This is a genomic window from Pseudomonas sp. SCB32 (genome assembly GCF_009189165.1).
Taxonomy (GTDB): domain Bacteria; phylum Pseudomonadota; class Gammaproteobacteria; order Pseudomonadales; family Pseudomonadaceae; genus Pseudomonas.
The window spans coordinates 591,454-615,260 of sequence record NZ_CP045118.1 but is presented as its reverse complement, the minus strand read 5'-3'; the positions used below and the strand labels follow the sequence as shown (position 1 = coordinate 615,260).

Annotated in this window: 20 protein-coding genes and 1 tRNA gene; 16 read left to right on the top strand and 5 right to left on the bottom strand. The window is 63.8% G+C overall.

All coding sequences use genetic code 11. The features are described from left to right. The first annotated feature begins 96 nt into the window (after window positions 1-96). The 10 genes from pdxA (at window position 97) to GA645_RS02870 (ending at window position 10,735) form a co-directional block, all read left to right on the top strand. Window positions 97-1,098, top strand: coding sequence for a 4-hydroxythreonine-4-phosphate dehydrogenase PdxA (gene pdxA, locus GA645_RS02915; protein ID WP_152219818.1), 1,002 nt, complete (start codon window positions 97-99; stop codon window positions 1,096-1,098). A 116-nt stretch (window positions 1,099-1,214) separates the two neighbouring features. After that, window positions 1,215-2,033, top strand: coding sequence for a 16S rRNA (adenine(1518)-N(6)/adenine(1519)-N(6))-dimethyltransferase RsmA (gene rsmA / locus GA645_RS02910; RefSeq protein ID WP_152219816.1), 819 nt, complete (start codon window positions 1,215-1,217; stop codon window positions 2,031-2,033). Further along, window positions 2,030-2,410 carry a Co2+/Mg2+ efflux protein ApaG gene (gene apaG, locus GA645_RS02905; RefSeq protein ID WP_152219814.1) on the top strand — a complete coding sequence of 127 codons (381 nt, stop codon included), beginning with the start codon at window positions 2,030-2,032 and terminating at the stop codon, window positions 2,408-2,410. The genes rsmA and apaG overlap by 4 nt, the downstream gene beginning before the upstream one ends. Continuing rightward, window positions 2,410-3,234: a symmetrical bis(5'-nucleosyl)-tetraphosphatase gene (locus GA645_RS02900; RefSeq protein ID WP_152219812.1), complete on the top strand. Its 825-nt coding sequence runs from the start codon at window positions 2,410-2,412 to the stop codon at window positions 3,232-3,234. The genes apaG and GA645_RS02900 overlap by 1 nt, the downstream gene beginning before the upstream one ends. Window positions 3,235-3,277: 43 nt before the next feature. After that, entirely contained in the window at window positions 3,278-3,607 is a 330-nt protein-coding gene (gene glpE / locus GA645_RS02895) for a thiosulfate sulfurtransferase GlpE (RefSeq protein WP_152219810.1), read from the top strand. A gap of 288 nt (window positions 3,608-3,895) precedes the next feature. Continuing rightward, entirely contained in the window at window positions 3,896-5,818 is a 1,923-nt protein-coding gene (locus tag GA645_RS02890) for a PrkA family serine protein kinase (RefSeq protein WP_152219808.1), read from the top strand. Window positions 5,819-5,910: 92 nt separating this feature from the next. Continuing rightward, complete coding sequence (locus tag GA645_RS02885; RefSeq protein ID WP_152219806.1) at window positions 5,911-7,182, top strand: YeaH/YhbH family protein; 1,272 nt, start codon at window positions 5,911-5,913, stop codon at window positions 7,180-7,182. Then, on the top strand, window positions 7,179-8,732 hold the full coding sequence (locus GA645_RS02880) for a SpoVR family protein (RefSeq protein WP_152219804.1): 1,554 nt from the start codon (window positions 7,179-7,181) through the stop codon (window positions 8,730-8,732). The genes GA645_RS02885 and GA645_RS02880 overlap by 4 nt, the downstream gene beginning before the upstream one ends. 59 nt (window positions 8,733-8,791) lie before the next feature. After that, on the top strand, window positions 8,792-9,301 hold the full coding sequence (locus tag GA645_RS02875) for a DUF4136 domain-containing protein (protein WP_152227865.1): 510 nt from the start codon (window positions 8,792-8,794) through the stop codon (window positions 9,299-9,301). Window positions 9,302-9,505: 204 nt separating this feature from the next. Further along, window positions 9,506-10,735, top strand: a complete 1,230-nt coding sequence (locus tag GA645_RS02870) for a multifunctional CCA addition/repair protein (protein ID WP_152219802.1) — start codon at window positions 9,506-9,508, stop codon at window positions 10,733-10,735. Window positions 10,736-10,974: 239 nt separating this feature from the next. On the opposite strand, the gene folK is transcribed toward GA645_RS02870, so the two are convergent. After that, on the bottom strand, window positions 10,975-11,511 hold the full coding sequence (gene folK, locus GA645_RS02865; RefSeq protein ID WP_152219800.1) for a 2-amino-4-hydroxy-6-hydroxymethyldihydropteridine diphosphokinase: 537 nt from the start codon (window positions 11,509-11,511) through the stop codon (window positions 10,975-10,977). Further along, the gene (gene folB / locus GA645_RS02860; RefSeq protein ID WP_015475255.1) at window positions 11,502-11,855 is read right to left on the bottom strand and encodes a dihydroneopterin aldolase; all 354 of its coding nucleotides are present in this window, start codon (window positions 11,853-11,855) and stop codon (window positions 11,502-11,504) included. The genes folK and folB overlap by 10 nt, the downstream gene beginning before the upstream one ends. A gap of 80 nt (window positions 11,856-11,935) precedes the next feature. Here folB and plsY point away from each other — a divergent pair, with 80 nt between their 5' ends. Further along, the gene (plsY, locus tag GA645_RS02855; protein WP_152219798.1) at window positions 11,936-12,505 is read left to right on the top strand and encodes a glycerol-3-phosphate 1-O-acyltransferase PlsY; all 570 of its coding nucleotides are present in this window, start codon (window positions 11,936-11,938) and stop codon (window positions 12,503-12,505) included. Window positions 12,506-12,598: 93 nt separating this feature from the next. Here the strand turns inward: plsY and tsaD are convergent, their stop codons facing one another. Then, window positions 12,599-13,624, bottom strand: a complete 1,026-nt coding sequence (tsaD, locus tag GA645_RS02850; RefSeq protein ID WP_152219796.1) for a tRNA (adenosine(37)-N6)-threonylcarbamoyltransferase complex transferase subunit TsaD — start codon at window positions 13,622-13,624, stop codon at window positions 12,599-12,601. A gap of 200 nt (window positions 13,625-13,824) precedes the next feature. Between tsaD and rpsU the strand changes: the two genes are divergently transcribed. The 5 genes from rpsU to GA645_RS02825 all read left to right on the top strand — a co-directional run bounded on the left by rpsU (window position 13,825) and on the right by GA645_RS02825 (window position 22,117). Beyond that, window positions 13,825-14,040: a 30S ribosomal protein S21 gene (gene rpsU / locus GA645_RS02845; RefSeq protein ID WP_003085057.1), complete on the top strand. Its 216-nt coding sequence runs from the start codon at window positions 13,825-13,827 to the stop codon at window positions 14,038-14,040. Between the two features lie 202 nt (window positions 14,041-14,242). Beyond that, the gene (gene dnaG, locus GA645_RS02840; protein ID WP_152219794.1) at window positions 14,243-16,249 is read left to right on the top strand and encodes a DNA primase; all 2,007 of its coding nucleotides are present in this window, start codon (window positions 14,243-14,245) and stop codon (window positions 16,247-16,249) included. A gap of 79 nt (window positions 16,250-16,328) precedes the next feature. Next, on the top strand, window positions 16,329-18,185 hold the full coding sequence (rpoD, locus tag GA645_RS02835) for an RNA polymerase sigma factor RpoD (RefSeq protein WP_152219792.1): 1,857 nt from the start codon (window positions 16,329-16,331) through the stop codon (window positions 18,183-18,185). A 104-nt stretch (window positions 18,186-18,289) separates the two neighbouring features. Continuing rightward, window positions 18,290-22,024: a bifunctional diguanylate cyclase/phosphodiesterase gene (locus GA645_RS02830; RefSeq protein ID WP_152219790.1), complete on the top strand. Its 3,735-nt coding sequence runs from the start codon at window positions 18,290-18,292 to the stop codon at window positions 22,022-22,024. 16 nt (window positions 22,025-22,040) lie between these two features. Beyond that, window positions 22,041-22,117 (top strand) — tRNA-Ile (locus tag GA645_RS02825). A 109-nt stretch (window positions 22,118-22,226) separates the two neighbouring features. On the opposite strand, the gene GA645_RS02820 is transcribed toward GA645_RS02825, so the two are convergent. Then, window positions 22,227-22,754: a hypothetical protein gene (locus GA645_RS02820; protein ID WP_152219788.1), complete on the bottom strand. Its 528-nt coding sequence runs from the start codon at window positions 22,752-22,754 to the stop codon at window positions 22,227-22,229. Next, window positions 22,755-23,804, bottom strand: a complete 1,050-nt coding sequence (locus GA645_RS02815; RefSeq protein WP_152219786.1) for a tyrosine-type recombinase/integrase — start codon at window positions 23,802-23,804, stop codon at window positions 22,755-22,757. Window positions 23,805-23,807: the final 3 nt, after the last annotated feature.

Genomic DNA, 23,807 nt, shown 5'->3' with positions numbered 1-23,807 from the left:
AAGAAACCCGGCCATGGCCGGGTTTCTTTTTGCCTGCATGAAGCTTCGTCGTAGAGTAGGCGCATCCGCGCCAACGTCCTGATTCGAGATCGCCTGATGAGCACTTCCCCGCTGTTTGCCCTGACCCCCGGCGAGCCTGCCGGTATCGGCCCTGACCTCTGCCTGCTGCTGGCCCGCGAGGCGCAGCCGCACCCGCTGGTCGCCGTCGCCAGCCGCGAGCTGCTGGCGGAGCGCGCCACCCTGCTGGGGCTGGACATCACCCTGCAGGAAGTCGGCCCCGGCCAGTGGCCGAGCGCACCTGCCGCCGCCGGTACCCTGTATGTCTGGGATACCCCGCTGGCCGCGCCGGTCGAGCCGGGCAAGCTGGACAAGGCCAACGCCGCCTATGTACTGGAAACCCTGACCCGTGCCGGCCAGGGCTGCCTCGATGGACACTTCGCCGGGATGATCACCGCGCCGGTGCACAAGGGCGTGATCAACGAGGCGGGTATCGCCTTCTCCGGCCACACCGAATTCCTCGCCGACCTGACCTCCACCGCCCAGGTCGTCATGATGCTGGCAACCCGAGGCCTGCGCGTTGCCCTGGTGACCACCCACCTGCCGCTGCGGCAGATCGCCGACGCCATCACCCCGGAGCGCCTGGAGCGCGTCACCCGCATCCTCCACGCCGACCTGCGCGACAAGTTCGGCCTGGCCAACCCGCGCATCCTGGTCTGCGGCCTTAACCCCCACGCTGGTGAAGGCGGCCACCTCGGCCACGAGGAAATCGACGTCATCGAGCCAACGCTTGAGCGCCTGCGCACCGAGGGTATGCAGCTGATCGGCCCGCTGCCGGCCGACACCCTGTTCACCCCCAAGCACCTGGACCACTGCGACGCGGTGCTCGCCATGTACCACGACCAGGGCCTGCCGGTGCTCAAGTACAAGGGTTTCGGCGCGGCGGTCAACGTCACCCTGGGCCTGCCGATCATCCGCACATCGGTGGACCACGGCACCGCCCTGGACCTGGCCGGCACCGGCCGGATCGACAGCGGCAGCCTGCAGGTTGCCCTGGAAACCGCCTACCAGATGGCCGAAGCCGGCGCCGCGCGCCGCTGAATCCCGTTGCTCCGTTCGGCCAGCGTTTCGTGCTGGCCGCGCGGGGCTGGTAAACTGACGGTTTTTCGTCCCCAGCTCGCAGCCTTGCGCTCCCAGCTGCTCCTCCGGAGCCCTCGATGTCCGAACTTTTCCAACACCGCGCCCGCAAACGCTTTGGCCAGAACTTCCTGCATGACGCCGGGGTGATTCACAAGATCCTGCGTGCCATCGCCGCCAAGGAAGGCCAGCACCTGCTGGAAATCGGCCCGGGCCAGGGCGCCCTGACCGAAGGCCTGGTGGACAGCGGCGCCAAGCTCGACGTGATCGAGCTGGACCTGGACCTGATCCCGCAACTGAAATGGCGCTTTGGCCTCAAACCCAACTTCAGCCTGCACCAAGGCGACGCCATGAAGTTCGACTTTTCCACGCTGGTCGCCTCCCCCGAGGACAAGCTGCGCGTGGTCGGCAACCTGCCCTACAACATTTCCACCCCGCTGATCTTCCACCTCCTGGATCATGCCTCGCTCATCCAGGACATGCATTTCATGCTGCAGAAGGAAGTGGTGGAGCGCTTGGCCGCCGAGCCGGGCAACGGCGACTGGGGCCGTCTGTCGATCATGGTGCAGTACTTCTGCCGCGTGGATTATCTCTTCACCGTCGGCCCCGGCGCATTCAACCCGCCGCCGAAAGTCGAATCGGCGATCGTGCGCCTGGTTCCCTATACCGAACTGCCACACCCAGCCAAGGACCATCGCCTGCTCGAACGCATCGTCCGCGAAGCCTTCAACCAGCGCCGCAAGACCTTGCGCAACACGCTGCGCGCGCTGATGAGCGTGGAAGAGATCGAGGCCGCCGGCGTCGACCCGACCCTGCGCCCCGAGCAGCTGGACGTGGCCGACTTCGTGCGCCTGGCCAATCGTCTTAGCGACCAGCCTGCGCAGGACACTTCCGCATGAGCGACCCGCGCTACAACGTCACCGTCAGCGTCACCACCCGCCATCTGCCCGAGCAGTCCCAGCCGGAGCAGCAGCGCTACGTATTCGCCTACACCGTGACCATCCACAACCAGGGCGAGCAGGCCGCCAAGCTGCTGACCCGCCATTGGGTCATCACCGACGGCAACGGTCACGTGCAGGAAGTGCGCGGCGCCGGCGTGGTCGGCGAAAAGCCGCTGATCGAACCGGGCGCCAGCCACACCTACACCAGCGGCACCGTACTGGCCACGCAAGTGGGCAGCATGCACGGCAGTTACCAGATGATCGCCGACGACGGCCATCACTTCGACGCCGAGATCCCGGTGTTCCGCCTTGCCGTGCCGGGAGCCCTGCACTGATGGCCACGTATGCCGTTGGCGACCTGCAAGGCTGCCTGGAACCCCTCAAGTGCCTGCTCGATCAGGTACGGTTCGACCCCGCGAAAGACAAGCTCTGGCTGGTCGGCGACCTGGTCAACCGTGGCCCGGCATCGCTGGAAACCCTGCGCTACCTCTACGCCATCCGCCAGTCGCTGGTCTGCGTGCTGGGCAACCATGACCTGCACCTGGTAGCCGTGGCCTACAACACCGAGCGCCTGAAGAAGAACGACACCCTGCGCGAGATCATCGAAGCGCCGGACAGCGCCGAGCTGATCGAATGGCTGCGCCAGCAGCAGCTGGTCTACCACGATGCCGAGCGTGACATCACCCTGGTGCACGCCGGCATTCCGCCGCAGTGGTCCATCGAGAAGTCCCTGCAGCGCGCTGCCGAAGTGGAAGCCGTGCTGCGCGACGACGAGCAACTGCCGCTGTTCCTCGACGGCATGTACGGCAACGAACCGGCCAAGTGGGACAAGAAGCTGCATGGCATCGAGCGCCTGCGGGTGATCACCAACTACTTCACGCGCATGCGTTTCTGCACCCCGGAAGGCAAGCTCGACCTGAAATCCAAGGAGGGCCTGGACACCGCCCCGCCCGGCTACGCCCCCTGGTTCAGCTACGCCGAACGCAAGGCCGCCGGACGCAAGGTCATCTTCGGCCACTGGGCGGCACTGGAAGGCCAGTGCGATGTGCCCGGCCTGTTCGCCCTGGACACCGGATGCGTCTGGGGCGGCAGCATGACCCTGCTGAACGTCGATACCTTCGAGCGCATCCACTGCGACTGCGCCAAGGAACACCCCTGATTCCAGCGGGGCCGAGCGCCCCGCGTCTTGCGAGGTACCCCACATGAGCGACTTCAAGCGCATCGCCCCCGACCTGGCCCAACAACTGCGCGAAGGTGGCGCCCAGGTCGTCGATATCCGCGACCCGCAGAGCTACGCCATGGGCCATATCACTGGCTCGCGGCACATCGACAACTACTCGGTGGCCGATTTCATCCGCGAAGCGGACATGGACGCACCGTTGGTCGTGGTCTGCTACCACGGCAACTCCAGCCAGAGCGCGGCCGCCTATTTCGTCCAGCAGGGCTTCTCCGAGGTGTACAGCCTCGACGGCGGCTTCGAACTGTGGCGCAGCGTCTATCCCGCGGATACCAGCGCGGGCGGCTCCGACTGAAAGCCCTTACGAAAGGGGCGGAATAACCCCCCAAAAAATCTGTAACTTCTCGCGCTTTCGCCCTTTACAGGTCTGAGAACGAACTATCCTTTCCCTCAGGCCATCCAAAACAGGGAGAGCCGGCACACCGGCTTCCGGGTAATCGGCAGTGACCATTTGGGGCGGATCAGGGCAGTGGCCAGGTTCCGTTGGAGTTCTGGGGGATTCTCGCCGGCATCACTGGCGGCCCGACCGCACCCGCACACGACCGATCCCGCGCCGGCTCCATGCATCGAGCGAGGAGACGTCATGAGCATTTTCAGTCACTTCCAGGAACGCTTCGAAGCGACCCGCCAAGAGGAATACTCCCTGCAGGAGTACCTGGATCTCTGCAAGCAGGACAAGACCGCCTACGCCACCGCTGCCGAACGGATACTGATGGCCATCGGTGAGCCCGAGCTACTGGACACCTCCGTCGATTCGCGCCTGTCGCGGATCTTCTCCAACAAGGTGATCCGCCGCTACCCGGCCTTTGCCGACTTCCATGGCATGGAAGAGTGCATCGACCAGATCGTCGCCTTCTTCCGTCACGCGGCCCAGGGCCTGGAAGAGAAGAAGCAGATCCTTTACCTCCTCGGCCCAGTGGGCGGTGGCAAGTCGTCCCTGGCCGAAAAGCTCAAGCAGCTGATGGAGCACGTGCCCTTCTACGCCATCAAGGGCTCGCCGGTGTTCGAATCGCCCTTGGGGCTGTTCAACCCCGATGAAGACGGCGCCATCCTCGAAGAGGACTATGGCATTCCCCGGCGCTACCTGCGCTCGGTGATGTCGCCCTGGGCGACCAAGCGCCTGAATGAATTCGGCGGCGACATCAGCCAGTTCCGCGTGGTCAAGCTGCACCCGTCGATCCTCAACCAGATCGCCATAGCCAAGACCGAGCCCGGGGATGAGAACAACCAGGACATCTCCGCGCTGGTCGGCAAGGTGGATATCCGCAAGCTGGAAGAGTTCCCGCAGAACGACGCCGACGCCTACAGCTACTCGGGAGCGCTGTGCCGGGCCAACCAGGGCCTGATGGAATTCGTCGAGATGTTCAAGGCACCGATCAAGGTCCTGCACCCCTTGCTCACCGCCACCCAGGAAGGCAACTACAACAGCACCGAAGGCCTAGGTTCCCTGCCCTATAGCGGCATCATCCTGGCCCACTCAAACGAATCCGAGTGGCACAGCTTCCGCAACAACAAGAACAACGAGGCCTTCATCGACCGGATCTACATCGTCAAGGTGCCGTACTGCCTGCGCGTCTCCGACGAGATCAAGATCTACGACAAGCTGCTGATCAACAGCTCGCTGGCGCACGCCCACTGCGCGCCGGACACCCTGAAGATGCTCTCGCAGTTCTCCGTACTGTCGCGCCTGAAGGAGCCGGAAAACTCCAACATCTATTCGAAGATGCGCGTCTACGACGGCGAGAACCTGAAGGACACCGATCCCAAGGCCAAGTCCATCCAGGAATACCGCGACACCGCCGGGGTCGACGAGGGCATGGCCGGGCTTTCCACCCGCTTCGCCTTCAAGATCCTGTCGAAAGTCTTCAACTTCGACCCGCATGAAATCGCGGCCAACCCGGTGCACCTGCTCTACGTGCTGGAACAGCAGATCGAACAGGAACAGTTCCCGCCGGAAACCCGCGAGCGCTACCTGCGCTTCCTGAAGGAATACCTGGCGCCGCGCTACGTCGAATTCATTGGCAAGGAAATCCAGACCGCGTACCTGGAGTCCTACAGCGAGTACGGCCAGAACATCTTCGACCGCTACGTGCTGTACGCCGACTTCTGGATCCAGGACCAGGAATACCGCGACCCGGAAACCGGGGAGATCCTCAACCGCGCCGCCCTCAACGAGGAACTGGAGAAGATCGAGAAACCCGCCGGCATCAGCAACCCGAAGGACTTCCGCAACGAAATCGTCAACTTCGTGCTGCGCGCCCGTGCCGGCAACAACGGCAAGAACCCCAGCTGGCTGTCGTACGAGAAGCTGCGCGTGGTGATCGAGAAGAAGATGTTCTCCAACACCGAGGACCTGCTGCCCGTCATCAGTTTCAATGCCAAGGCGAGCAAGGAGGATCAGCAGAAGCACAACGACTTCGTCAAACGCATGGTCGAGCGCGGTTACACCGAGAAGCAGGTGCGCCTGCTGTCGGAATGGTATCTGCGCGTTCGCAAGTCGCAGTAGTCTGCCATCGGCGCGGCGGTAATTCCGCCGCGCCGGTTGCCGTCGGGTCCGTGGCGGTAGCGCCGCTGCGCATCAGACCCTGAGGAGCATTCATGAGCTACGTCATCGACCGGCGTCTGAACGGCAAGAACAAGAGCACGGTGAATCGCCAGCGCTTCTTGCGGCGTTACCGTGAGCACATCAAGAAGGCGGTGGAAGAGGCGGTCAGCCGTCGTTCCATCACCGATATGGAACATGGCGAGCAGATCAGTATTCCCGGCCGCGATATCGACGAGCCGGTGCTGCACCATGGCCGTGGCGGCCGGCAGACGGTCGTCCACCCCGGCAACAAGGAGTTCACCTCCGGAGAGCACATTCCACGCCCTCAGGGCGGCGGCGGTGGACGCGGCGGCGGCAAGGCCAGCAACCAGGGCGACGGGATGGACGATTTCGTCTTCCAGATCACCCAGGAGGAGTTCCTCGACTTCATGTTCGAGGACCTGGAGCTGCCCAACCTGGTCAAGCGCCACCTTACCGGCAGCGACACCTTCAAGACCGTGCGCGCCGGCATCAGCAACGAAGGCAATCCGTCCCGCATCAACATCGTCCGCACCCTGCGCTCGGCCCACGCGCGGCGCATCGCGCTGTCCGGCTCGACCCGCAGCAAACTGCGCGCGGCGCTGGCCGAACTGGACCGTCTGAAACGCGAGGAGCCGGACAACCTGGGGGACATCCAGGCGCTGGAACTGGAAATCGCCAAGATGCGCGCGCGCATCGACCGCGTGCCGTTCCTCGACACCTTCGACCTCAAGTACAACCTGCTGATCAAGCAGCCCAACCCTACCTCCAAGGCCGTGATGTTCTGCCTGATGGACGTCTCCGGCTCCATGACCCAGGCCACCAAGGACATCGCCAAGCGCTTCTTCATCCTGCTCTACCTGTTCCTCAAGCGGAACTACGAGAAGATCGAAGTGGTGTTCATCCGCCACCACACCAGCGCCCGCGAAGTGGACGAGGAAGAGTTCTTCTATTCCCGCGAAACCGGCGGCACCATCGTCTCCAGCGCCCTGAAGCTGATGCAGGAGGTGATGGCCGAGCGTTACCCCACCAACGAGTGGAACATCTACGCCGCCCAAGCCTCGGATGGCGACAACTGGAACGATGATTCTCCGGTCTGCCGCGATATCCTGATGAAACAGATCATGCCGTTCGTGCAGTACTACACCTACGTCGAGATCACCCCGCGCGAGCACCAGGCGCTGTGGTTCGAGTACGAGAAGATCCGCGACAGCTTCGAAGACAGCTTCGCCCAGCAGCAGATCGTCTCCGCCTCGGACATCTATCCGGTGTTCCGCGAGCTGTTCCAGAGGAGGCTCGTCGCATGAGCAAGCGCCAGCCGATCGCTACCGGCTCGGAGTGGACCTTCGAGCTGATCCAGCAGTACGACCGCGAGATCAGTCGGCTCGCCGAGCGCTACGCGCTGGACACCTACCCCAACCAGATCGAGGTGATCACCGCCGAGCAGATGATGGACGCCTACGCCTCCGTCGGCATGCCCATCGGTTACAACCACTGGTCCTATGGGAAGCACTTCCTCAGCACGGAAAAGAACTACAAGCGCGGCCAGATGGGCCTCGCCTATGAGATCGTGATCAACTCCGATCCGTGCATCGCCTACCTGATGGAAGAGAACACCCAGTGCATGCAGGCGCTGGTGATCGCTCACGCCTGCTACGGGCACAACAGCTTCTTCAAGGGCAACTACCTGTTCCGCACCTGGACCGACGCCACCTCGATCATCGACTACCTGGTGTTCGCCAAGTCCTACATCAACAAGTGCGAGGAGCGTTACGGCATCGACGCCGTGGAAGACCTGCTGGACTCCTGCCACGCCCTCATGAACTACGGCGTGGACCGCTACAAGCGACCCTACCCGATCTCCGCCGAGGAAGAGCGGCAGCGCCAGAAGGAGCGCGAGGAACAGATCCAGCGCCAGGTGAATGATCTCTGGCGAACCATTCCCAAGGCCACCGGCAAGGACAAGGAGCAGGGGCTGGCCCGCTATCCCAGCGAGCCGCAGGAGAACATCCTCTACTTCATCGAGAAGAACGCCCCGCTGCTGGAACCCTGGCAGCGTGAAGTAGTGCGCATCGTGCGCAAGGTCGCGCAGTACTTCTACCCGCAGCGCCAGACCCAGGTGATGAACGAAGGCTGGGCGACCTTCTGGCACTACACCCTGATCAACGACCTGTACGACGAAGGCCTGGTCAGCGACGGCTTCATGATGGAGTTCCTGCAGTACCACACCAGCGTGGTCTACCAGCCCGGCTTCGACAGCCCCTACTACAGCGGCATCAACCCCTACGCCCTGGGCTTCGCCATGTACCGCGACATCCGCCGTATCTGCGAAAACCCCACCGAGGAAGACAAGCGCTGGTTCCCGGACTACGCCGGGAGCGACTGGCTGGCCACCCTGAAATTCGCCATGAAGAGTTTCAAGGACGAGAGCTTCGTCCTGCAGTTCCTCTCGCCCAAGGTGATTCGCGAGTTCAAGCTGTTCAGCATCCTCGACGACGACCAGAAGGACGACCTGCTGGTCGACGCCATCCACGACGACGACGGCTACCGCAAGATCCGCGAAACCCTGGCCGCGCAGTACAACCTCGGCAACCGCGAGCCGAATATCCAGATCTGGGACGTCGACCGCCGGGGCGACCGCTCGCTGACCCTGCGCCACCAGCAGCACGACCGCAAACCGCTGGGCGACTCCACCGATGACGTACTCAAGCACCTGCACCGCCTGTGGGGCTTCGACATCCACCTGGAAACCCTGCAGGGCGACAATCTGGTCAACACCTTCCACATGCCCCCAAAGGGTGAACGCGACGGCGAGGAGGGATACCCGCGGCTTGACCTGATCATCCCACCCATTTGATCGGTTGACCGGTGCATCCGGCCCCTTCCAGCATGGCGAGACTCCCCGTGGAGATCGCCATGCGCCTGTTCGCCATCCTGCTGCTCTGCCTCGCCGTCGCCACCTGCACCAACCAGGTGCCGCGCGCCCAGGTTTCCCATCCGGCCGATACGCGGCTGTCCAGCCTGCACGACTTTCAGCTGATGCCACCGGAGAACGCCGTCGACAGCCTGCCGTACCGTAACCGCTACCCACTGATCAACGCCCAGGTGCGCCAGGGCCTGATCGAGCGCGGCTACCGGGAAAGCGCCACGCCGCAGATCCGCGTCTACTACTGGCTGGCGCTGCAGGATGCGCCGCTGGAGTTCAAGGTCGACGTGCCGCCGCCCGACCCGCTCGGCCCCTACCTCGCCATCCACCGCCTCCGCGACGAGACCGGCACCTTGCGCCTGCGGCTGACCGATGCGCAGGAGCAGACACTCTGGGAGGGCACCGTCAGCACCGGCCTGAGCCCGGCCCATGCCAGCGCCACGCTGCTGCAGGACGCCATCGACGCTCTGCTGAAACAGGTTCCCGCAGCCACTCAGTGATATTGCGCCCGTAGGAGCAGCTGTCTTTTGGGCTCCCGCGTTCGCGGGAGTGACGGGAGAGGGATTCGCGCTCCTCTGCGTCATCCCCGCGAACGCGGGGACCCAGAATGCGGTAGGAGCGAGCTTGCTCGCGAACCGCCACCACACCGCTTGCCCCACCCGCGCCAAACCCCGAAGCTATCCCCCAGAACAGGAGACAGCTTCATGCAGATCTACAAGGTGGGCGGCGCCGTGCGCGACCGCCTGCTCGGCCAGCCCTTCAGCGACACCGACTGGGTCGTGGTCGGCGCCAGCGCCGACGAAATGCTCACCCAGGGCTACCGCCCGGTTGGCGCCGACTTCCCGGTATTCCTCCACCCGAAAACCGGCGAGGAGTACGCCCTGGCCCGCACCGAACGCAAGAGCGGACGCGGCTACGGCGGCTTCACCTTCTACGCCAGCCCCGACGTCACCCTGGAAGAAGACCTGATCCGCCGCGACCTGACCATCAACGCCATGGCCGAGGACGAACAGGGCGCCGTATTCGACCCCTACGGCGGCCAGCAGGACCTCCAGGCGCGACTGCTGCGCCACGTCTCCCCTGCCTTCGCCGAAGACCCACTGCGCGTGCTGCGCGTCGCCCGTTTCGCCGCCCGCTATGCGCCGCTAGGTTTTTCCGTGGCACCGGAAACCCTGGAATTGATGCGCGAGCTGTCCGAATCCGGCGAGCTGGAAGCGCTGACCGCCGAACGCAGCTGGAAGGAAATTTCCCGCGCCCTGATGGAGCCGCGCCCGGACGTATTCATCCAGGTCCTACGCGAGTGTGGCGCCCTGGCCGTGCTGATGCCGGAAGTCGACGCGCTGTTCGGCGTGCCGCAACCGCCACAACATCACCCGGAAGTGGATACCGGCGAACATGTGCTGGCCGTGCTGCGCGAATGCGCCAGGTACGAGCAGCCGCTGAGCGTGCGCTGGGCCTGCCTGGTGCATGACGTGGGCAAGGGCGAAACCCCCGAGCAAGAGTGGCCCAGGCACCACGCCCACGAACATCTCGGCCTGCCGCTGATCGACACGATCAATGCACGCTTCAAGGTTCCGCGTGAATGCCAGGAGCTGGCGCGGTTGGCGGGCGAGTACCACACCCACAGCCACCGCGCGCTGGAGCTACGACCAAGCACCATCCTGGAGCTGTTGCAGTCCTTCGACGTCTACCGCCGGCCGCAGCGCTTCGAGGAGTTTCTCGCCGCCAGCGAGATGGACGCCCGTGGCCGCCATGGGCTGGAAAATCGCGAATACCCGCAGGCGGAGTACCTGCGCGGGGCTGCGCAAGCGGCACGCGCGGTCGCGGTGCAGCCACTGCTGGAGAAGGGATACAAGGGCGCCGAACTGGGCGAAGCGCTCAAGCGCGAGCGCCTGACAGCCCTCAAGGCCTACAAGGAAAGCCACGCCGCCTGACAGCACCTCCGCCCAATCGTAGGAGCCGGCCATGCCCGCGATCGCGCCCATGGGGCGCTCCTACAGGGGATGACGAGCCCTTAGGGCGTATAACCGTTCGCGGTTATACGCCGATGCGCCAAAGTCAGGATTTGCGTAGGAGCGGACTCTGTCCGCGATAGGTTCGCATCGCGCCGAATAGCATCGCGGACGAAGTCCGCTCCCTACGGTTCGGTGCCCGGGAGAGACTCGAACTGGCGTCAAGCCGCCGGATGCGCCTCGAGCAGCGTCACCGGCGTCAGCTCCACACCACGCCACTGGAACGGCACCGGCCAGAGCTGCTGGTCGATCTGCGCCTCGGCCCACAGCTCGGCAAAGCTGCGCTGCACGCCCGGATGTTTCAGTTGCGGCGCCAACAGCGACAGCGGCCAGAGCACGAAGGCGTTCTTCAGTACTTCGGCGCGCGGCAGCGTCAGGCCGTCGAACTCGCCGTGCAGGTCGCCATACAGCAGGACATCGATATCCAGCGGCAGCCCCTTGCGCTCCGGCGCATAGCGGCCGTTGTCCGCCTCGATGTGCTTCAACCGCAGGCTCAGTTCCGCCAGCGGCAGATCGGTGCGCGCGACGATCACGAAGTTGTAGAAGGGACCGCTGCGAATGCCTACCGGCTCGCTCTCGAACACCGGCGAGCAGTGGATATCCTGGAGGAAGCCGTCCAGCGCCTCGAGCCCAGCGAGCAGATGGCGCTCGCGCTCGAAATTGCTGCCCAGTCCCAGGTAGACCGTTGTCAGCGGCATCCGCGTTCGATCTCCACACCCACGCCGATGGCCGCCGCGACGGCACCGGGCTTGGTGACTTTCAGGCGCAGCCACTGGATGCCGAACTCGGCCATCAGCAACTCGGCCAGGCGTTCGGCGAAGGTTTCCACCAGTTGGAAATGCGCGTCACGGGCAAACGCCATGACACGCTCGGAGAGCACGGCGTAGTCCAGGGCCTTGGCGATATCGTCGTCGGCCGCTGCCGGGCGGTTGTCCCAACCCAGCGTCAGGTCCAGGCGCAGGCACTGCCGGATACCCCGTTCCCAGTCGTAGACGCCGATCACGGTGTCCACTTCCAGCCCCTCGATGAAAACTCTGTCCACTGACTGCATGCTCCAAGGCGACACGACAATCGGCCGGCGCCCCGTTAGAATCGGAAACGACCTCGTCTCCGGTGGAAACCATGTTCTGGTTCTTGGCGATCCTCGCCTACCTGCTCGGATCACTGTCCTTCGCGGTACTTCTCAGTCGCCTGTTCGGCACCGCCGACCCGCGCGCCAGCGGCTCGGGCAATCCCGGCGCCACCAACATGCTGCGCCTCGCCGGCAAGAAGATCGCCATCCTCACCCTGCTCGGCGATCTCGCCAAGGGGTTGATTCCCGTCCTCGTCGCCCGCCTGATCGGCCTGAACGACATGGAGCAGGCCTGGGTCGGCCTTGCGGCGGTGATCGGTCACCTCTATCCGCTGTACTTCAACTTCCGGGGCGGCAAAGGCGTTGCCACTGCCGCCGGCATGCTGCTGGCGCTTTACCCGCCCGCCGCACTGCTCGCCGCGGTGGCCTGGCTGGTCACCTTCAAGCTCTCACGCACCAGCTCGCTCGCGTCCCTGGTCGCCACGCCGCTGACCCTGCCGCTGCTGGCCTGGCAGGAGCCTTCCGCGCTGCTGCCGATGACCGTGCTCACCGGCCTGATCGTCTGGCGTCATCGCAGCAACCTGCGCGATCTCATCGCAGGACGCGAACGTCACTTCTGATCCACCAGCTTCCTGTCCGGCAAACCGCGCTGCAAGCGAAAAAACGGCCCATGCCGCTCAGAGCATGGGCCGCGTCGTTTGCAGCGTCATTATTCAGACCGCCGGCAGCGACTCCATTGGCCAACGTGCCTGCACGCCAATCGAAGGCCCGTCCTTCTGCCCGGCCAACAACCGCTGGCAGCCAGCATAGGCGATCATCGCGCCGTTATCGGTGCAGAAGCGCGGACGTGCGTAGAACACCTGGCCCTTCATCTCACCGAGCATCTTTTCCAGATGCTGGCGCAGCGCCTGGTTGGCACTCACACCACCGGCGATCACCAGGCTCTTCAGGTGCGTCTGCTTGAGCGCGCGGCGGCACTTGATGGTCAGGGTTTCCACCACGGCGGTCTGGAATGCCAGGGAGATATCGCAGCGAGTCTGCTCGCTGTCATCACCTTCTGCGACGCAACGCTGCCAGGTATTCAGGGCGAAGGTCTTGAGGCCGCTGAAGCTGAAATCCAGGCCGGGCCGGTCGGTCATCGGCCGAGGGAAGACAAAGCGACCAGCGGTGCCGCTCTCGGCCAGGCGTGCGATCTCCGGGCCACCGGGATAGGCCAGGCCGAGCAGTTTGGCGGTCTTGTCGAAGGCTTCGCCAGCAGCGTCGTCCACGGACTCACCGAGCACCTGGTAACGGCCGATACCATCCACCCGCACCAGCTGGGTATGACCACCGGAGACCAACAAGGCGACGAACGGAAACTTCGGCGGCTGCTCTTCCAGCATCGGCGCCAGCAAGTGACCTTCCATATGGTGCACGCCGACGGCCGGTATGCCCCAGGCGAACGCCATGGCCTGGGCGCAGGACGCGCCGACCAGCAGCGCGCCCACCAGGCCGGGGCCGGCGGTGTAGGCGATGGCGTCAATGTTCTCGGCCGTGCAGCCGGACTCGTCCAGCACCTGGCGGATCAGCGGCAGCATGCGCTTGACGTGGTCACGGGAGGCCAGCTCAGGGACCACGCCGCCGTACACGCGGTGCAGGTCGATCTGGCTGAACAGCGCGTCGGCCAAAAGGCCCTTTTCGCTGTCGTAAAGTGCGACGCCGGTTTCGTCGCAGGAGGTTTCCAACCCCAGCACTAGCATGGGTTCGAGCCTTTACTCTGGGCAAATTTGAAGCCGCGCATCATAATCGGCGGCCTGGCTTCGGACCAGCGCTTTTCGATCGGAGGCTTTGCATTCCTCCGCTCGAAGGTTTAATATCCGCAACCCTTGAAAACCGCCGACTCCGAACAACCGTCAGGAGCGCGATAAATCCTCCGGTAATCATTGAAGGTACGACCTGGATGCCCGCCGTCAAAGTTAAAGAGAACGAACCCTTCGACGTAGCTCTGCGTCGTTTCAAGCGCTCCTGCGAAAAAGCAGGCGTACTGGCCGAAGTCCGTAGCCGCGAGTTCTACGAAAAGCCGACCGCCGAGCGCAAGCGCAAGGCCGCTGCCGCTGTTAAGCGTCACGCCAAGAAAGTGCAGCGCGAGCAGCGCCGCCGCGAGCGCCTGTACTGAGTTACAGCGCTACGTCGCACGCTTTCCGCATCGCCCGGCCCAGTCGCCGGGCGTGTGCCTGAAACAGGGCACAACTACTCCGATTCGCGTTCGCGGACTTCGGAGTTTTTTGCTTTTCAAGCCCCATACTTAGATTCAAGCTTCGCTCGCGGTTTCGCCGCCGGGCGTTATGCTTGGGTCCACCCTGCGTCCCGATGAGTCTATGGCCGGCCTGATTCCACAATCCTTCATCGATGACCTGCTCAACCGCACCGACATTCTCGATGTGGTGAGTTCGCGCATTCAGCTGAAGAAGACCGGCAAGAACTACAGCGCCTGCTGCCCGTTCCACAAGGAGAAGACACCCTCCTTCACCGTCAGCCCCGACAAGCAGTTCTACTACTGCTTCGGCTGCGGCGCCGGCGGCAACGCGCTTGGCTTCATCATGGACCACGACCAGCTGGACTTCGTCCAGGCGGTCGAGGACCTGGCCAAGCGGGCCGGCATGGACGTACCCCGCGAGGAAGGCCGGCGCGGCAACAAGCCACGACAACCGGTCGACTCGCCGCTCTACCCGCTGCTCACCGCCGCCGCCGATTTCTACCGCCAGGCGCTCAAGAACCACCCGGCGCGCAAGGCCGCAGTGGAATACCTCAAGGGCCGCGGCCTGACCGGCGAGATCGCCCGTGACTTCGGCCTGGGCTTCGCCCCGCCGGGCTGGGACAACCTGCTGAAGAACCTGGGCGGCGACAACCTGCAGCTCAAGGCCATGCTCGACGCAGGCCTCTTGGTGGAAAACCCCGACAGCGGCAAACGCTACGACCGCTTCCGCGACCGAGTGATCTTCCCCATCCGCGACAGCCGCGGCCGGGTGATCGCGTTCGGCGGCCGGGTACTGGGCGACGACAAGCCGAAATACCTGAACTCGCCGGAAACCCCGGTCTTCCATAAGGGGCAGGAGCTCTACGGCCTGTTCGAAGCACGGAAGAACAACCGGGACCTCGACGAGATCATGGTGGTCGAAGGCTACATGGACGTCATCGCCCTCGCGCAACAGGGCATCCGCAACGCGGTGGCAACCCTGGGTACGGCCACCAGCGAAGAACACATCAAGCGCCTGTTCCGCATCGTGCCGAACATCCTGTTCTGCTTCGACGGCGACCAGGCGGGGCGCAACGCCGCGTGGCGCGCACTGGAATCCGCGCTGAGCAACCTGCAGGACGGGCGCAAGGTGCGCTTCCTGTTCCTGCCCGAAGGCGAAGACCCGGACAGCCTGGTGCGCGCCGAAGGCCCGGACGCCTTCCGCGCCCGCCTCGCCCACCAGGCGCAGCCGCTGGCCGACTACTTCTTCCAGCAGCTGACCGAGGAAGCCGACCCCAGCACACTGGAAGGCAAGGCGCACCTGGCGACTCTGGCCGGACCGCTGCTGGAGAAGATCCCCGGCAACACCCTGCGCCTGCTGATGCGCCAGCGGCTGGGCCAGATCACCGGCCTTTCCGGCGACGCGCTCAACCAGATCAGCGCGCCACGCTCCGGTCATGCAGGTCACTCCGCTGCCGCGCCTTCGCACGGCCCGGAGTCGCACGCACACGAATACGCCGACTACGACATGGGCCAGTTCGCCGAGCACGGCGACAGTCACTATCAGGATGCCTCGAGCTATTTCGAAGCGCCAAAGGACTTCTCCGCCGGCAATGGCGGTGGCAAGCCGGGCAAGAAACCCTGGAAGGGCGATCGCAAATGGGACGGCAAGGGCCGCAAAGGCGACTTCACGCCGCGCCAGCCGCGCACCGAGATCAGCGTCGAATCGCCGACCCTGACCGCCCTGCGCACCCTGCTGCACCACCCGCAGCTGGCACAGAAGGTCGAGGATGCCAGCCACTTCGCCAACGAAGGCCAGACATACTCGCAGCTGCTCGCGGCCCTGGTCGAAGCGCTGCAGAAGAACCCCAGCCAACGCTCGATGCACCTGATCGCGCGCTGGCACGGAACCCCGCAAGGACGCCTGCTACAGGTCCTGGCGGAAAAGGAATGGTTGATCGGCCAGGACAATCTTGAAAAGCAGTTCTTCGACACCATTACTACACTTGCACACAATCAACTGCACAGCAGCCGCGAAGCACGTCTGCGTAGCGTGTTGCAGAAGAGCCCCAGTGAACTGACCGACGATGAGAAAGCCTTGCTGCGAGAGCACATCAGCTCCCCCTCGTCACCAGGCGCCCAGAGCTGAACTGGCGCCTGAAGCCTCGAATCTGGTATAATCCTCGGCTTAATTTCAGCCCGCCAAGACCTTCAGTGGATAGGGTGTTATGTCCGGAAAAGCGCAACAGCAATCTCGTCTCAAAGAGTTGATCACCCGTGGTCGTGAGCAGGGCTACCTGACTTACGCAGAGGTCAACGACCACCTGCCGGAGGATATTTCCGATCCGGAACAGGTGGAAGACATCATCCGCATGATCAACGACATGGGGATCAACGTATTCGAGACAGCCCCGGATGCGGATGCCCTGTTGCTGGCGGAGACCGATACCGACGAAGCCGCCGCCGAAGAAGCCGCTGCCGCCCTGGCTGCGGTGGAGAGCGACGTCGGCCGCACCACCGACCCTGTGCGCATGTACATGCGTGAAATGGGTACCGTGGAACTGCTGACCCGCGAAGGCGAGATCGAAATCGCCAAACGCATCGAGGAAGGCATCCGCGAAGTGATGAGCGCCATCGCCCAGTTCCCGGGCGCGGTGGACGGCATCCTCGAAGAATACAGTCGTGTGGTTGCCGAAGGCGGCCGCCTGTCCGATGTCCTGAGCGGCTACATCGACCCCGATGACGGCAGCCTGCCGGCTGAGGAAGTCGTGCCGGTCGACCTGAAGGACGACAGCGCCGATGCCAAGGCCAAGGACGACGAAGAAGATGAAGAAAGCGACGGCGAAAGCTCCGACGACGACGAAGGCGATGGCGGTCCGGACCCGGAAGAAGCCGCCCGTCGTTTCGGCGCCGTTTCCGAGCAGCTGGACAAGGCCAAGAAGGCCCTGAAGAAGCACGGCCGCGGCAGCAAGCAGGCCAGCGAGGAACTGCTCGCCCTGGCCGAACTGTTCATGCCGATCAAGCTGGTGCCCAAGCAGTTCGACGTCCTGGTTGCCAAGGTTCGCGATTCGCTGGACAGCGTCCGCCGTCAGGAACGCGCCATCATGCAGCTGTGCGTGCGTGATGCCCGCATGCCGCGTGCCGACTTCCTGCGCCAGTTCCCCGGCCATGAAACCGACACCGCCTGGGTCGACGCCGTACTCAAGGGCAAGCCCAAGTACGCCGAGGCCATCGAGCGCCTGAAGGATGACATCCTGCGCAACCAGCAGAAGCTGGTCGACCTGGAAACCAGCTCGCAGCTGACCGTTGCCGAGATCAAGGACGTCAACCGCGCCATGTCCATCGGCGAGGCGAAAGCCCGTCGCGCGAAGAAGGAGATGGTCGAGGCGAACCTGCGTCTGGTGATTTCCATCGCCAAGAAGTACACCAACCGCGGCCTGCAGTTCCTCGACCTGATCCAGGAAGGCAACATCGGCCTGATGAAGGCGGTGGACAAGTTCGAATACCGTCGCGGCTACAAGTTCTCGACCTACGCCACCTGGTGGATTCGCCAGGCGATCACCCGCTCGATCGCCGACCAGGCCCGCACCATCCGTATTCCGGTGCACATGATCGAGACCATCAACAAGCTCAACCGTATCTCCCGCCAGATGCTGCAGGAGATGGGCCGTGAACCGACCCCGGAAGAGCTGGGCGAGCGCATGGACATGCCGGAAGACAAGATCCGCAAGGTCCTGAAGATCGCCAAAGAGCCGATCTCCATGGAAACGCCGATCGGTGACGACGAAGATTCGCACCTGGGCGACTTCATCGAGGACTCCACCATGCAGTCGCCGATCGAAGTGGCGACCAGCGAGAGCCTCAAGGAAGCCACCCGCGAAGTCCTCGCCGGCCTCACCGCTCGCGAAGCCAAGGTCCTGCGCATGCGCTTCGGCATCGACATGAATACCGACCACACCCTCGAGGAGGTCGGCAAGCAGTTCGATGTAACCCGTGAGCGTATCCGCCAGATCGAAGCCAAGGCGCTGCGCAAGCTGCGCCACCCGTCGCGAAGCGAGCACCTGCGCTCCTTCCTCGACGAGTGATGAAGAACCCCCGGCCGAAAACCGGGGGTTTTTCTTTGGGGCCTTCCACTGGGCAAAGTGCCACGTCTACACTTCGGCGTAGTCCCCCAGGAGTGAGGCCCTTCATGCCGCGTCTGCAGGCAGTTCTACTGTGGTGCCTCGCATTCTGGGCAGGACAGGCGCTCGCCCTGAGCCTCACGCCCGAAGAACAGCGCTGGCTGCACGAACACCCGAGTCTGCGCCTGGGCGTCGACACCTCCTGGCCGCCCTTCGAGTTCCGCGATAGCGACGGCCACTACCAGGGTCTGGCCGCCAGCTACGCCAATCTCCTCAGCCAGCGCCTGAACGTGCAGCTGGAGCCGGTGGAGCCGGCCAACTGGGGCGAACTCCTGCAACTGACCCGCGAGGAGAAGATCAACGTCCTCCCCGGCATCATGGCCACGCCAGAGCGCCTGGAATACCTCACCTTCACCCGCCCCTACCTCGACTTCCCGATCATCATCCTCGCGCGCAAGGACGGGCCGGCACCTCGCAACCTGAAAGACCTCTACGGCCTCAAGGTCGGCGTGGTCGCCCATTACGCCCCCTTTGAACTGCTGGCCTCCAACCACCCCGACCTCAGCCTGCAACCACTGCCCAGCATCGCCGCAGGCCTGCAGGCACTGGCCACGGGGCAGGTCGATGCCTTCGTCGGCGACCTCGCCTCCAGCGTCTGGAATCTGCGGCAGCTCAAGCTCGAAGGCGTACAGATCAGTGGCGAAACCCCCTACCGCTACCAATTGGCGATGGCGGTTCCGAAAAGCCAGGCGATCCTCGCCGGTATAATCGACAAGGCCATCGCCGAGCTCACACCCGAAGACATCGAAGCCTTGCAGGAGCCCTGGGTGGGCGGCCTGTTCGACACGCGGCCGGTCTGGCGCGAAATGCTCGCCATCGGCCTCCCCGTCTTCCTGCTGGTCACCTTCACCGTCCTGGTGCTGATCACCATGAACCGCCGCCTGCGCGGGGAGATGCAAAGGCGGGAAAAGCTCGAACTGGCGCTGCGCGACAGCGAGCAGCACTACCGCGGCCTGGTCGAGAGCCTGACGGCCATCGCCTGGGAAATGCGCCTCTCGGAGAACCGCTTCACCTACGTGTCCCCCCACGCCCAGCGCCTGCTCGGCTACCCGATCAAGGACTGGCTGGAGCCCGGCTTCTGGCAACGCACCCTGTATCCGGACGACGCCGAGCAGGCCGTCAGCTACTGCATGAGCGAGAGCCAGGCGGGGCGCAACCACAGCTTCGACTACCGCATGCTCGCCGCCGATGGCCGCGTGATGTGGATTCGCGACATCGTGACCCTGATCCAGCACGGCGACGACATGATCCTGCGCGGCCTGATGATCGACATCACCGAAGCCAAGCAGACCGAACAGGCGCTGCGCCTGTCCGAGCAGAAATTCGCCTCGGTGTTCCACCACTGCCCGGACATCATCGTCCTCGCCCGCCGCGTCGACGGAACGCTGCTGGCCGTGAACAGCACCTTCGAACAGCAGATCGGCCTTGCGGCCAGCGAGGTACTGGGCAAGACCGCCACTGAACTGGGCATCTGGGGCTCGCCCGACCTGGGGCCGACAATGCTCGCCCGCCTGCAGGGGCAGAACCTCGACAACATCGAGATCCCCCTCAATCGCCGGGATGGCAGCCGTTTCACCGGCCTGCTCTCCGCCCAGCACATCGTTCTCGACGACACCCCCGCGCTGGTCGTGGTGGTGCGCAACATCACCCAGGTCAAGCAGACCCAAGAGCAACTGCGCGTCTCCGAGGAAAAATTCGCCAAGGCCTTCCACGCATCCCCCGACGGCATGCTCATCACCCGCGTCGGCGACGGACGGCTGGTGGAGGTCAACGAAGGCTTCACCCGCATCACCGGCTACGACCGCGCCGAAGTGGCCCAGAGCTCCACCCTGAGCCTCGGCCTCTGGGCCAACCCCGCCGACCGCGAGCAACTGCTCATGTTCGTTGATCGGGAGTCCGGCGTTCAGGACTTCGCCGTGCAGATCCGCACCCGCGACGGCAGCCTGCGCCTGTGCGAACTGTCCGCCCACCGCATTACCATCGGCAGCGATGACTGCCTGCTGACCATCGCCCGCGACATCACCGAGCGCCAGCAGATGCAGGAAAAGCTGCAACTGGCCGCCACCGTGTTCGAAAGCACCGCCGAAGGCGTGATGATCACCGACGCCAGCCAGCGCATCATCGCGGTCAACCGCGCCTTCAGCGAAATCACCGGCTACAGCGAAGCGGAAGCACTCGGCCACTCGCCGCGCCTGCTCGCCTCCGGGCAGCACGACAGCAGTTTCTATATCGCCCTCTGGCACCAGCTCAACGCCGACGGCCACTGGCAAGGCGAAATCTGGAACCGCCGCAAGAACCATGAGCTCTACCCGGAGTGGCTGACCATCAGCGCCGTGCGCAACACCGACGGCGAAATCTCGCACTACGTCGGCGTGTTCGCCGACATCTCCACACTCAAGTACGCCCAGGCCAAGCTCGACTACCAGGCCCACCACGACCCGCTCACCGGCCTGCCCAACCGCCTGCTCTTCGAAAGCCGCTTGACCACCGCGCTCAGGGAAGCCCAGGAAGACCACCACCAGGGCGCCGTACTCTTCCTCGACCTCGACCGCTTCAAGCACATCAACGACAGTCTCGGTCACCCGGTCGGCGACCTGCTGCTGCAATCCATTGCCCATCGCCTGCGCGACCAGTTGCGCGACATCGACACCGTGGCGCGCCAGGGCGGCGACGAATTCATCATCCTGCTGCCCGGCCTGCACCAGGCGGTGGACGCCGAACACGTCGCGAAGAAGCTGCTGCACTGCTTCGAAGCCGCGTTCATCGCCGGCGAACAGGAATTCTTCGTCAGCGCCAGCATCGGCATCTGCCTCTACCCCGGCGACGGCAGCGACGTCGCCACCCTGGTCAAGAACGCCGACGCCGCCATGTACCGCGCCAAGGCCCAGGGTCGCAACCGCGTCGAGTTCTACACCCGCGAACTCACCTTCCAGGCCACCGAACGCATGGCCCTGGAGCACGAACTGCGCCGCGCACTGGAAACCGACCAGCTGCAGCTCTACTACCAACCCAAGCTCGCATTGGGCAGCGGCCTGCTGGTCGGCGCCGAAGCCCTGATCCGCTGGAAGCATCCACAATTTGGCGCGATCGCCCCGGACCGCTTCATCCCGCTGGCCGAGGAGAACGGCCTGATCCTGCCGCTGGGCGACTGGGTCCTGCGCGAAGCCTGCCGACAGATGAGTCGCTGGCAGGACAGCCACGCCGCCTTCGGCCCGCTCTCGGTCAACCTCGCCGGCGCGCAACTGCGCCAGCCCCACCTCGTCGAACGCATCCGCGACCTGCTCGCCCGCTACCACCTGCAGCCCTCGCGCCTGCAGCTGGAAATCACCGAAAGCTTCCTCATGCACCAGACCGAGGAAGCCCTGACCATCCTGCACAGCCTGAAGAACCTCGGCGTACAACTGGCCATCGACGACTTCGGCACCGGCTACTCGTCCCTGAGTTACCTCAAGCAGCTACCGCTGGACATTCTCAAGATCGACCAATCCTTCGTCCACGGCCTGCCCGACGACCCGCACGACGCTGCCATCGCCCGCGCCATCATCGCCCTGGGCCGCAGCATGAACCTCACCGTGATCGCCGAAGGCGTGGAACACCAGGCCCAGGAACACTTCCTCGAAGCCGAAGGCTGCGACCAGATCCAGGGCTACGCCCTGAGCCCCCCGCTGCCAGCCGACGCCTTTGCCAACCGATTCCTCACTCCGTTGAACTCGGTTGGCGCTACGGAAAACGCATCGGTATAATCCGCCGGCCTTCTGGGGGCCTATAGCTCAGTTGGTTAGAGCAGAGGACTCATAATCCTTTGGTCCACGGTTCAAGTCCGTGTGGGCCCACCACCCTTCAGAAACACGAAAGCCGCGCACTGCGCGGCTTTCGTGTTTTTGCCCTGATGAAATCCGATCAACTTCAGTCTTTCACTTTTCGCCAGCGTCCACAAAGTGTCCACTAGCGCCGCGCATCTGACCTTTCCAGCAGAGCAGATCCGATAGCCAAAGCGTTCTCGAATATGCTGATCGTCGCGTAAACCTGGTTTGGATCTCGGGCACCCTCATAGAGGAATCCCCCAGGACCTATGTCGACGATTACGCTCTGTATCAACTGATAGAACCTGACAACATCAGCTGCATCTTGAGGTTCTAAGCAGCCCAACTTGGACGAATTCTCGCGGAATATCAGGTTGTAGTTCTCAGGCACCGTCACCTGGTAGACCATCGGTTGCACTTCACCAAGGGAAAAGGGAGTGCAGGTGCTAACCCGCAGGCTAAGGTTCTGGCACTCCTCGATTAGCGCCGGTACGTACTGACGTTTTTCCACCAGCTCAATCAGTGCCCTGATTTCAGCCAGGATCGACGCCCGCACGGACTTCCGCTCGTTCCCACCCTGCAACCAGTGCATTCCAAAGGTACCCGCCGCCCCGGTTGCCCCGGATGCCAGTGCAACCAGAACAGTCGTCCAATCCGTCCCATCAACCATTTAACTCTCCCCCACGGAAGGCCAAGCTATTGGATTCAGCCTCACCACATCGGCCAGGTGGCCTGGGCTGAAGTGGGCATACTTCTGCGTCATCGCCAGAGTTGCGTGACCGAGGACACGCTGCAACGTCAGGATGTCGCCGCCGTTGCGCATGTAGTGGGCGGCGAAGGTGTGACGCAGGACATGCGTCAATTGCCCTTCGGGAAGCTCCAGGCCAAGGAGCTCCACCACCTTGCGGAAGATGTTGTAGCTCGGTCGGAACGGCAGGGCCGCCTGCAATCGCTTTTGCAGATCCTCGGTGATAGGGACCGAACGGTTCTTACTGGACTTCGTCTTGCTGTAGTGAATGAGCAGGTTTCGCACCTGACGTGGCAGCAGCTTCTCCGCCTCGCCCCAACGGGCTCCCGTTGAAAGACAGACTTCGGCAATCAGGGCCGCATCAGATGACACCTCTGCCGCCAAGCCATCAAGCAGCGGGGTTATCTGGTCCGTCTCCAGGTAGGCCATCTCAGCCTCATCAAACTTCAACGCCCGCACCCTGGCCAACGGGTTATCACCTACCCACTCGCCCAGCCGCTCCAGCTCGTTGAAGACCGCCCGTAGGTAGGCCAGTTCATGGTTCAGCATGTTCGCGCTGATCGGCTTTGCCTTGCCCTCTGCCTTGCTGAATCCACGCCCCGGCTTCGACCTGGTGTGCTTGCCCTCGGCTCTCTCGGCCCGGTAGGTGGCAAAGTGGTTGGCGGTGAATTTGTGGGCCTTGGGGTCGCCCATCCGCTCAGCCATCGCCTGGAGCAACGCCAGGCGCTGCTCGCCAGTTTTCAGGTTCTGACCATGGAGCTTGTACCAGAGGTCGACCAGCTCGCTCAGGCGCCGCTCATCCAGCTTAGGGGCCTTCTCGAACGTCCCATTGGAACCGTCGCCCATGATGCGGCGTTCCAGGTGCATCGCCTCGTTCTTCGACTTCACTCGGCGCCGGATTCGCGGGCCTGCACGCCCTTCAGGACGACAGTCCACCAGCCACTCGCCAGTCTCCAGTTTCTTGATTGACATGGG